The 10207-nt window shown below is 45.1% G+C and carries 10 protein-coding genes and 1 pseudogene; 8 read left to right on the top strand and 3 right to left on the bottom strand.

The window, feature by feature from the left end; all coding sequences use genetic code 11:
- Positions 1-140: 140 nt before the first annotated feature.
- The 3 genes from V7K49_RS01370 (at position 141) to V7K49_RS01360 (ending at position 3692) form a co-directional block, all read left to right on the top strand.
- Complete coding sequence (locus tag V7K49_RS01370) at positions 141-1496, top strand: histidine phosphatase family protein (protein WP_335204218.1); 1356 nt, start codon at positions 141-143, stop codon at positions 1494-1496.
- A gap of 414 nt (positions 1497-1910) precedes the next feature.
- Positions 1911-3215: a dihydroorotase gene (locus tag V7K49_RS01365; protein WP_334869626.1), complete on the top strand. Its 1305-nt coding sequence runs from the start codon at positions 1911-1913 to the stop codon at positions 3213-3215.
- 264 nt (positions 3216-3479) lie between these two features.
- Positions 3480-3692 (top strand): hypothetical protein, encoded by a 213-nt coding sequence (locus tag V7K49_RS01360; RefSeq protein WP_334869624.1) that lies wholly within the window; start codon positions 3480-3482, stop codon positions 3690-3692.
- A gap of 89 nt (positions 3693-3781) precedes the next feature.
- Here V7K49_RS01360 and V7K49_RS01355 read toward each other — a convergent pair whose 3' ends face one another.
- The 3 genes from V7K49_RS01355 to V7K49_RS01345 are packed head-to-tail and all read right to left on the bottom strand — an operon-like array spanning position 3782 to position 4420.
- Positions 3782-4183 carry a VOC family protein gene (locus V7K49_RS01355; RefSeq protein ID WP_335204216.1) on the bottom strand — a complete coding sequence of 134 codons (402 nt, stop codon included), beginning with the start codon at positions 4181-4183 and terminating at the stop codon, positions 3782-3784.
- 23 nt (positions 4184-4206) lie between these two features.
- Complete coding sequence (locus tag V7K49_RS01350; protein WP_335204215.1) at positions 4207-4350, bottom strand: hypothetical protein; 144 nt, start codon at positions 4348-4350, stop codon at positions 4207-4209.
- Positions 4322-4420, bottom strand: coding sequence for an acetolactate decarboxylase (locus tag V7K49_RS01345; protein ID WP_335204222.1), 99 nt, complete (start codon positions 4418-4420; stop codon positions 4322-4324). The genes V7K49_RS01350 and V7K49_RS01345 overlap by 29 nt, the downstream gene beginning before the upstream one ends.
- Before the next feature lie 564 nt (positions 4421-4984).
- Between V7K49_RS01345 and V7K49_RS01340 the strand changes: the two genes are divergently transcribed.
- The 5 genes and pseudogenes from V7K49_RS01340 (at position 4985) to V7K49_RS01320 (ending at position 10065) form a co-directional block, all read left to right on the top strand.
- Positions 4985-5932, top strand: a complete 948-nt coding sequence (locus V7K49_RS01340) for a zinc-binding dehydrogenase (protein ID WP_334869617.1) — start codon at positions 4985-4987, stop codon at positions 5930-5932.
- Positions 5929-6312, top strand: coding sequence for a hypothetical protein (locus tag V7K49_RS01335; RefSeq protein ID WP_334869615.1), 384 nt, complete (start codon positions 5929-5931; stop codon positions 6310-6312). The genes V7K49_RS01340 and V7K49_RS01335 overlap by 4 nt, the downstream gene beginning before the upstream one ends.
- Positions 6309-7130 carry an SDR family oxidoreductase gene (locus tag V7K49_RS01330; RefSeq protein WP_335204214.1) on the top strand — a complete coding sequence of 274 codons (822 nt, stop codon included), beginning with the start codon at positions 6309-6311 and terminating at the stop codon, positions 7128-7130. Before V7K49_RS01335 ends, V7K49_RS01330 begins: the two co-directional genes overlap by 4 nt.
- Before the next feature lie 396 nt (positions 7131-7526).
- A pseudogene (locus V7K49_RS01325) lies at positions 7527-8441 on the top strand (TauD/TfdA dioxygenase family protein).
- Between the two features lie 640 nt (positions 8442-9081).
- Complete coding sequence (locus V7K49_RS01320) at positions 9082-10065, top strand: DMT family transporter (RefSeq protein WP_335204213.1); 984 nt, start codon at positions 9082-9084, stop codon at positions 10063-10065.
- Positions 10066-10207: the final 142 nt, after the last annotated feature.

Below are 10207 nucleotides of genomic sequence, written 5' to 3'. Positions count from 1 at the left end.
AATTAAATCGGAAAAAAAACTTTAGTATCGACTGAGCAAACTACAGAAAGAGTACAAAAACTACGCTATGAATTTCGACGTTGGCTAGACACTATCATTTTGCAGTAGAATTAATCGTCTAGATAGAGGAGGGCTTTGAGATGACTCGTGTCATCATTGTGCGCCACGGTCAAAGCGGTTATAACACCGAACGGCGTATTCAGGGGCGCACTGATGCGTCAACATTAACCGAAAAAGGTCGTAACGATGCCAGTAAAGTTGGCAAAGCCCTCAGTAATATTTTATTTAATGCGATTTACAGTAGTCCGCTGCAACGAGCGAAACACACAGCAGATATTATTCATAGTGAGTTAGCTACTCATCGTCAACAGTCTGCTGTACTCCAAGTTTCTGATTTACTGCTGGAAATCGACTTGCCTTTATGGGAAGCACTGCTGACAGCCGAAGTCAAGCAAAAGTTTGCCGAAGACTACCGCACTTGGCATCAACGCCCCGACGAATTGCGGATGCTGCTGAATGATGCACAAGGAACAAGAGAACATTTTCCTGTTCTTGCTTTATACGAACAAGCACGGCAGTTTTGGCAAGAAATTTTGTCGTCCCACCATCAAGGCGAAACTATTCTCATAGTGGGGCATAACGGCATTAATCGCGCCCTGATTAGCACAGCGCTATCCATCCCTGCAAGTCGCTACCATTCAATACAGCAATCTAACTGTGGCATCACCGTACTAAATTTTTCTGGGGGATTGGGAGAACCAGTCCAGCTAGAATCCCTAAATCAGACGCAACATACTGGGGAAAGTCTACCCTCATTGCGACCGGATCATCAAGGAGTAAGGTTGTTATTGGTGCGTCACGGCGAAACCGACTGGAATCGCCAAACCAGGTTTCAAGGACAAATTGATGTCCCCCTCAACGACAACGGTAGACAACAGTCGCAAAAAGCAGGCGCATTTCTCCAAGAGGTAGCGATTGATTTTGCTGTAAGTAGCTCAATGCTGCGCCCTAAAGAAACAGCAGAGATTATTTTAAAACACCATCCTAATCTAAAGTTAGAATTGCAAGATGATTTAAGAGAAATCAGCCACGGACTCTGGGAAGGAAAATTAGAAGCAGAGATAGAGCAAGAGTTTCCGGGAGAGTTGCAACGCTGGCGGTTAGTGCCGGCCCAAGTGCAAATGCCTGAAGGGGAAAATTTGCAAGAGGTGTGGGAACGCAGTGTTGCAGCTTGGGAATCAATTGTGCAAGCAGCATTAACTAATCAACTCAAAACTGTATTAGTAGTAGCTCATGACGCTACTAACAAAACCTTGCTTTGTCACATTCTGGGTTTATCGCTGGAAAATTTCTGGAATTTTCGCCAGGGTAATGGCGCAGTCAGTGTTATCGACTACCCTTGTGGAATAGATGGTTTACCAGTACTGCAAGCGATGAACATCACTACTCACTTGGGTGGAGGAGTACTAGATAAAACAGCAGCTGGGGCATTGTAAAAAAGTGGTGAGTGAAGAGTTAGGAGAGACGCGATTAATCGCGTCTGTACAGGAGTGAGGAATAAAGTTAGAAGCAATTACTGAGGAACAAATAACTTATAGCGCTTCTGGGTTAAGTCCAATACAGACCTAATAAGAACAGCCTCAACCCTTGTAGCGTTGGGGAGTAAGATTGAAAGCCTTAAAATCCTAGTTTTATAGGGTGTGTTATTGCTGAGGGTAGGGCACCATCCCAGATATTCGGTGTGTTAGGACTAATGTCCATAACGCACCCCACCAGATTCAAGCCAATGTGGATGAGATTTTCCGACTTGTGTGTACACCGTAGCCTAAAAGGGGAGAGGAATGGAAGTGAGGTTAGAGTGTATTGCATATAAACGAGAACCGCTATATAACTCATAACTAAAAACTTTTATGACTGAACTGCTGCAACAAGTACGGGTAATCGACCCAGTTTCTGAAATCGACGAACTCTTTGATGTGTTGATTGCTGATGGTTATATCCAAGCAGTGGCTTCGCATATTTCTGAAATCAATTCTGATACTCAAATTAGAGATTGTCAGGGATTAGTTCTCGGGCCTGGGTTAGTGGATTTGTACAGCCACTCTGGTGAACCAGGGTTTGAAGAACGGGAAACCCTGTTGTCTCTTTTACAAGCTGCTGCGGCTGGTGGCTTTACCAGAGTTAGCATTTTACCCGATACATCCCCAGTCATTGATAACCCTGCGCTTGTGGCACAGTTGCAGCAAAAGAGACATGGAAAGATCAGGGAGAAGGAGAAAATTAATTTGGCTCCCCCTGCTACCCCTGTTTCTCCTCTCCCCTTGCTTCATATCTGGGGTGCTATCACCCTAAATATTGCTGGGAAGCAAATGACGGAATTGGCAGATTTAGCGTCTGCTGGAGTTGTTGGTTTTAGCGATGGTAAGCCCTTAGAAAATTTGGCGCTACTGCGGGGAGTGTTAGAGTATGTCCAGCCGTTGGGTAAACGAGTAGCATTTTGGCCTAGCGATCGCCAATTAGCAGCAAATGGTGTAATCAGAGAAGGGCCAGATGCTCTCCGTTTCGGTTTACCCCCAATACCCGCCAGCGCTGAAACTACTGCGATCGCAGCTTTGTTAGAATTAGTTGCAGCCATCGGTACACCAGTCCATATAATGCGTGTCTCTACATCTCGCAGCGTGGAATTAATCGCCTCAGCCAAGGCTGCTGGTTTACCCATCACCGCCAGCACCACCTGGATGCACCTTTTACTTGATACAAAAGCAGTTAAGAGTTATAACACCAGCTTGCATTTAGACCCGCCTTTAGGTAATCCCAGTGATGTTGCGGCGTTGCGTGCAGGGGTGCGTGCGGGTGTGATAGATGCGATCGCTATTGACCATACACCCTACAGCTACGAAGAAAAAGTCCAAGCCTTTGCCGAAGCACCTCCAGGGGCAATTGGTTTCGAGTTAGCATTATCTTTGCTGTGGCAGTATCTCGTTGAAACTGAGGAATTTACAGCTTTAGAATTATGGCGGGCATTGAGTAGCAGTCCAGCTGAGTGCTTGGGGCAAAAAGTCAGTGCGATCGTACCTCATCAACCAGCGGAACTTACTTTATTTGATCCCCAGCAAACCTGGAAAGTCGAACGGAAAAGTCTTTATACACTTTCACAAAATACACCTTGGTTAGGACAACAACTCAAGGGTCATGTTGTGCAAACCTGGTGTTAAAAATGTAAAACCCTCTGAGAGCTATGACCTTTTAGGAAGGTACTAATGCATTGGTATTTCAAACTTATAGCCGTTCCCGCATGGGTAAAGTGCAGAAAAAATAATTAACCACAGATGAACACAGATACAAGGTAGGACACGGCATTGCCCATTGGTGTCAACTTAACGTAAAAGCCTTTTTTACAAAAGCTGAACTAGAAGATGCAAATTTGACCAATGCAGGACTTACGCACGGGTCATGAAAGAACGTAGACGCAAAGGGGCTTGCCGCAGGCTACTACAGAGACACAGAGAAGCCAGTGCGCCCTTGCGGTTCCCCGACTTGTTCGCGCAGCGTCTCCCTTAGGAGAAGCAACTGGCGCAACACGGGGGAATGAGAGTTTGAGAGGTTTTTTGCGTAAGTCCTACAATGCTAATGTGACCGGAGCAACTTTTACAGGAGCAGACTTAGAGCGGGTAATTGGGTTGCGTCGCTAAGGTGCTATCGCTACTGATTAAGCACCTACATCTAAGTCTGACTCCAATTCATTCTCAATTCTGACAGATGACACCTTTCTTCTTTTTTGTTAAACTTTTCTATCACCTGTATGTGAAGAAGTCAACGTCAATAAATAGCCGTCTGGCCCGGTCAAGGTAAATGAACTGTGGATTCTGCCTGGTTCGATCTCAGAAACAGTCAGTCCCCACTTCCTAAAAGTATCTCTGGTGACGGAAACATCATCTACCATCAGATCAAAAGGCGCATTCATTCCAGGAGCGATCGCCTCTGAAGTTGTTCTCAAAACTAAGTGCGTTCCTCCTCGTAATTCTAAAACAGCTAATTGTTCTGATTGGGTGATTAGCCGCAGCCCTATCTTGATAAAAAAATCGCTAGCCTCCGGTACATTACTCACATATAATCTCACATGACCAATCGCCACTGGGGGACGGGTATCCTTTTCTTTTGCAATAGTTTCTGGTAGTGACATAGCTTTAATCCAAAAATATTTAGTTACCGTTCAACTCTGTTGATTTTAGTAGGTTTGCCATCTCCCAAATCAGCTTGGTCAAATTTGCCCAAAACGGCCAAATTTATCTCAACTTTTGATAGATGATCAACTTCTACTTTAGCATTTTGGAATTGTGGCAACTCCATCAGCTTTTACCTGGTAAAACTTGCCATCAAATCTAATCATTTCTCCATCAAGAGAGTTTACTATTCCCAAACCCAAATTAGCGGATTTTTTCAACTGCTTAAAATTAGTATTACCGTCAAAAAATTATCCTGCCAGAGCGCTAATTGTAGATGTTGAAAATAGGATATTTAATAACGGATTTTACTAGCATAATGATAGCTAATAATACAGCGATGGCTAAAATATTTATCCATAAATAACGCTTGAGCTTTATCGGATAAAACAGATAAAATTTATTAATTTTAAATTCTCTCATACTTCACACCAGAATCCATAGACGCCTAAAGGGCGACTTCTCGTAGTTAGGTAGGAGCTTGACAGCGACTAGCTTACAACACACCAATAGATACAAGCATTCATGAAACAAATCTTTTTGCAAGGTGCTTGATTCTTTTGGCTGTCTGTGATAGATTTCTTTTTACATTCTATAAAATACTATAAATTTATTGAGTTACCGTAGTTTATAAAATTTTGTTAACCTAGTTACAGGATTTGCAGTTAAGAAGAAATAGTTAATCTATCGAGCTTATCTATTGCAAGCAGTACATTGCGAACCAACGAACTAGAAATTAATCTCTAAGCCAGGGCAACCTTATGAGCAAAATACGTGCTGTGATTGTTGATCCCAATGTGCCGGGGCGTTTGGCACTGAGTGAAGTGACTGCACCAAAGCCTGCTCCAGATGAAGCTTTAGTGCGGGTAGCAGCAATTTCCCTGAATCGGGGAGAGGTGAAACGTTCAACTTCTGCTGAGGCTGGTTGGCAGCCTGGTTGGGACTTGGCAGGTGTAGTGGAAACCCCCGCTGCGGATGGTTCAGGGCCTCCCCAAGGGGCGCGTGTAGTTGGCTTTCGCCATGCCGGTGCTTGGGCAGAACTCGTGTCTGTTGCCACCAACGCCTTAGCAGAACTGCCACCATCGGTATCCTTTGCTCAAGCTGCCACACTGCCTGTAGCAGGTTTAACCGCTTATCATGCTGTGCTTAAAGGCGGTTCGCTGTTAGGTCGCCCAGTTCTGGTTACAGGTGCATCAGGAGGTGTTGGTTACTTTGCTATCCAATTGGCGCGGCTGTCAGGGGCGCACGTCGTGGCACACATTCGGCAAGCTGGCTATGAGACTCTGGTCAAGGAAGCAGGGGCACAATCGGTGGTGATTAGCGAAGACCTCTCACCCGCAAGCGAGTATGGTCCCTATCATCTAATTATAGAGTCAGTGGGTGGTAAGACTTTGGGAGTAGCCCTTAGCTTACTGGCACAGGATGGAAAAACTGTGTTGTATGGAGTGTCTGGGGGAGCAGAAGTGACATTTAACGCTGCCCAATTCTTTGGGACTGGTAGTGTAAGCCTGTATGGTTTACGTCTGTTCGATGAACTGAGATTTGAATCAGCCGCAGTCGGTCTAAAACGGCTTTTGAGTCTAGTAGAAGCAGGTCAGTTGCGTCCTCACATTGATTTAGAAGCTTCTTGGACACAAATAGCTGATGTAGCGCAACAACTACTCGACAGGCGTTTTCCTGGCAAAGCTGTGTTGCACATTTCCAATTGAGTATTACGAATTATGCTGACTTCTGGTTCAAACTAGATCAGCTTGTAGCCGCTAGTAATCTCAAGATAGATCGCCCAAAAGGGACATCACATCCACATTATCCATCCTTAGTTTATCCACTGAACTATGGATACTTGGAAAATACTCGCTCTGGAGATGGAGCTGATATTGATGTCTGGATAGGTAGTTTGTCTGGTAAAAAAGTCACCGCCGTCATCTGTAGTGTTGACTTGGAAAAACGGGATACAGAAATCAAAATACTTCTGGGTTGTACATCAGGGGAAAGCCAAGTCATCTTGGATATCCACAATACAGGCTCTCAATCGGCAATATTATTGGGTTCGCAAGTAAATTACATTTTTGAGCGTAACTGTGTATGAGTTTAGAACTAAAACTATCAGGTAAAACAGCGATCGTCACCGGAGGAAGTGCCGGAATTGGTTTAGCCACCGCCAAAGCACTCTATAGTGAGGGTGTGAATGTAGCGATGTCTACGACGGGCTACGCCTACGCAGCCCGCAATCAAGAAAGACTAGAAAATGCAGTAGCTGACATCCAGTCTCTACCCACACTAGGGGCGAAAGTAATTGCTATCAGTGCCGACCTGACTAAAGCAGAGGATGTTGAGAAAGTTGTTGCAACAACATTGGCCCAGTTTGGTCAGATTGATATCTTGATTAATAATGCTGGGTCAGCCCGTGCTGGGTCTTTCCTGGAATCGACTGATGATTTATTTTTGGATGCTTGGAACTTAAAATTATTGGGCTACATCCGCCTAGTTAGAGCCGTCGTCCCCCATCAAAAAAGTCGGGGTGATGGCCGGATTGTCAATATAGTTGGTGGTGCAGGACGGACACCTCGTCCTAACTTCCTAGCTGGTGGCACAAGTAATGCAGCTCTGCTCAACTTCACAAAGGGCATTTCTAAAGAATTAGCCGAGTACAAGATTCGTATTAATGCCATATCGCCCGGTGCTACAGCTACTGAGCGTGCCGAGACTTTAGCCCAGCAGAATGCCCAAGCGCAAGGGATCACCGTCGAACAAGTGAAGGCACAAAATATCCAAAGTATTCCTTTGAAAAGAATCGCCCAGCCAGAAGAAATTGCTGCGCTGGCGTTATTTTTGGTGTCTGATCTTGCTGCATCGATTACAGGAACAGAGATTATCGTTGATGGCGGATCTACCCCTGGTGTTTAGCAGTTCAAAGGAATCATTCAATTTTAGATTTTGAATTTTGGATTTTGGATTGAAAGAAAAATCTAAAATCCAAAATTGAATGACTGCTGACTACCTAAATAAAAATATTAGTCTTTGCAAGGTGACTTATAAAATCTCTTTTTTCTCTCTGCGCCCTCCGCGTCTCTGCGGTTAAAAAATCTTTTATTTAACCACAGAGGCACAGAGAAGCCAGTGCGCCCTTGCGGTTCCCCGACTTGTACCCCTGCAGGGAAGCAAGCTACGCGCAGCGTCTCCCTTAGGAGAAGCAACTGGCGCGACACAGAGTTAAGAGGTTAAAGAGGAGTTTTTTGATCCAAATTTTCACCCACCTTAAAAAGACTAGTCTCAAACATAAACTTCTTGGAGATAAAAAACATGGGTTCTCAATACTTTGACATCAAACCAGTTGCAGGACGTATCGGTGCTGAAATCATCGGTGTTAATCTGAGTTCTAACCTCAGCGATGACATCATCAGCGATATTCGCAAGACTCTAGTCAAACACAAAGTGATCTTTTTCCGTGGTCAGCAACAACTCGATGCTGCTGGACAGGTCGCCTTCGCTCGTCGTTTCGGTGAAGTCACTACAGCCCACCCCACTGTACCAGCGCTGCCAGAAAATCCAGAAGTCTTAGACCTGAATTATGGTCGTACCACTTCCCGCGCCAATAGCTGACATACCGATGTGACATTCGTAGACCGTCCTCCTCTCGGCTCTATCTTACGAGCGCTTGACATTCCCCCGACTGGTGGCGACACAATCTGGGCAAACTCTGTAACTGCCTACCAAGATTTACCTACCCATCTGCGTAATCTCGCCGACCAACTCTGGGCAGTACACAGCAACAAATACGACTATGCAACTGCATTCGACCTACCTGAAGATGCCAAGGCTTACCGGGCTGTCTTCACCTCGACTGTATACGAGACTCTGCATCCAGTTGTACGCATCCATCCCGAATCTGGGGAGCGGGGGCTATTCATCGGCGGATTTGTGCGTCAGTTCCGTGGCTTATCAACAACTGAATCAGATGACATTCTCCGACTGTTACAAGCCTACATCACTCGTCCTGAGAACACAGTCCGTTGGCGTTGGCAAGTTGGTGACGTAGCCTTTTGGGACAACCGAGCCACTCAACATTATGCGATCGCAGATTATGACGACCAGCCTCGCCACGTTCAACGAGTCACAATTGTTGGTGACCTTCCAGTTGGCATCGATGGTAAACAAAGTGAAGCTATCAAGGGAGACGCTTCTCAGTACAACCGACGTGAGGCTGTGACTGCGTAATACTTGAGCATCTCGGCTTCGCTCGATGAAGCCGGCGTCGAAGTAGCGAAGTCGAGGTAAGCCGTTGGTTGGCGCAGCCTCTCCAAGAGTTGTATTGGGCATTGGGCATGGAGAATAGGGGATGAGTCTTTGATACTCGTGAACGAGTGTTTAATACTCGCTGACGAGTCTTTGATACTCGCGGATGAGTTTTTAATACTCGCGGATGAGTGTTTAATACTCGTGAACGAGTCTTTGAACTCCGTGAATGAGTCTTTGATACTCGTAAACGAGTCTTTGAACTCCGTGAATGAGTCTTTGAACTCCGTGAATGAGTCTTTGATACTCGTAAACGAGTCTTTGAACTCCGTGAATGAGTCTTTGATACTCGTAAACGAGTCTTTGAACTCCGTGAATGAGTCTTTCAACTCCACTCCCCTGCCTTCTCTCCCTGCTCCCCACTCCCCTTTGCTGGCACAGAGGGCTGAACGAGGCAAATTTGACATGGTTTTCCTCGCAGATGGTTTCGCTATATGGGATAGAAGTTCTGATTGAACAATTGGCAGTGTTTTTGAAGCGACGGCTCTGATTTCCTCAAACTTTATCTGATTTGTTAGGTTTTAACAATACAATCAGGTCGTCTCTAGGGAAACTTTTTATAGTGTTGGGCATCCTAACGGTTCTACTATCCTCCTTTGTTTTAACGTTTCACAACGTTACTGTCCGAGTTTTGTTCTCAGAACATCTCGTACTCGGTTTATTTTTACTCGGTGGATACGTTAAACCGGATTTGCAGAATTCATTCTTGCTGATGTTCATGCGAATGCTGCTTGTAGTTCCCCTCATGGCATCTCTATCATTCAAGCTATATCCATCTGCTCTTAAAGAATTAAAAGACTTATTCAATCGCGATGCCTCCGGCGCACTACATGAACGCAGGGATATTCTAATCCAAGCTCTTGGCTGTGGGGTACTGATGTTTGTGTATATTGCCTCACTCTACATTGCTATTGGCTTGATTCCCACAGGCATTGCCTTGACCCTGTTCTTCACCTATCCCGTATTTACAGCGCTGCTGTCCTGGAGGTTTTTTGGCGATCGCCCCACATTGTTCCGTTGGCTAGTGATCGGTATTATTCTAGTGGGAAGCGCTCTCACCATTCCCCAATCTTCTGCCACCTACAGCAGTCATACCATTGCGATCGGCATTTTCGCTAGTGTTAGTGCTGGGATCGTTTACGCCTTTTATTGCATCATTGCTCAAAAATGTTTAGAAAAATTCCATCCAGTTCCCTTTACCTGGATCAGTTTTGCCTGCACTCTACTGCTCTCCGGTGCTAGCTTACTGTTCTGGCCAGCTAAAAGCACCCAACTTGACTGGACACCCCTATGGATTGGCAGCATATTTTCGGGTCTGGTCAGCTTTATTGGACACACTCTAAACAATGTGGGGATTCGGATGGTTGGCGCATCTACCGCCTCCATAATTGGCTCTAGCAGTCCAGCATTGACGGCACTAATTGCATGGGTAACGATTAGCGAAACTTTAAACGTGATTCAGAGCGTGGGGATTGGTATTGTCACATTGGGGATTGCGTTACTTAGTGCCGAAGGTTTTGTTAAATCGCTCAAAAATAGGAATTAAATTGTGATCAAGCTGGGGACTGGAGAGCGGGGATTGGAGCTTTTAGAATATTTTATGTAATATCAATTATCCAAAATCAAGCTACAGATGCTCTCCTGTAAATCCAGAACAAATTTGACTTTGTTAATTACGAATTTATATA

This window comes from Nostoc sp., from assembly GCF_036919675.1.
Classification (GTDB): domain Bacteria; phylum Cyanobacteriota; class Cyanobacteriia; order Cyanobacteriales; family Nostocaceae; genus Nostoc.
Note: the sequence above shows the minus strand (reverse complement) of the source record. Positions and strands in the feature narration are given on the sequence as shown.

Coding starts and splice junctions, on each gene's coding strand:
- V7K49_RS01370 (WP_335204218.1), top strand. CDS start 141: ATGACTCGTGTCATCATTGTGCGCCACGGTCAAAGCGGTTATAACACC.
- V7K49_RS01365 (WP_334869626.1), top strand. CDS start 1,911: ATGACTGAACTGCTGCAACAAGTACGGGTAATCGACCCAGTTTCTGAA.
- V7K49_RS01355 (WP_335204216.1), bottom strand. CDS start 4,183: ATGTCACTACCAGAAACTATTGCAAAAGAAAAGGATACCCGTCCCCCA.
- V7K49_RS01350 (WP_335204215.1), bottom strand. CDS start 4,350: ATGGAGTTGCCACAATTCCAAAATGCTAAAGTAGAAGTTGATCATCTA.
- V7K49_RS01340 (WP_334869617.1), top strand. CDS start 4,985: ATGAGCAAAATACGTGCTGTGATTGTTGATCCCAATGTGCCGGGGCGT.
- V7K49_RS01330 (WP_335204214.1), top strand. CDS start 6,309: ATGAGTTTAGAACTAAAACTATCAGGTAAAACAGCGATCGTCACCGGA.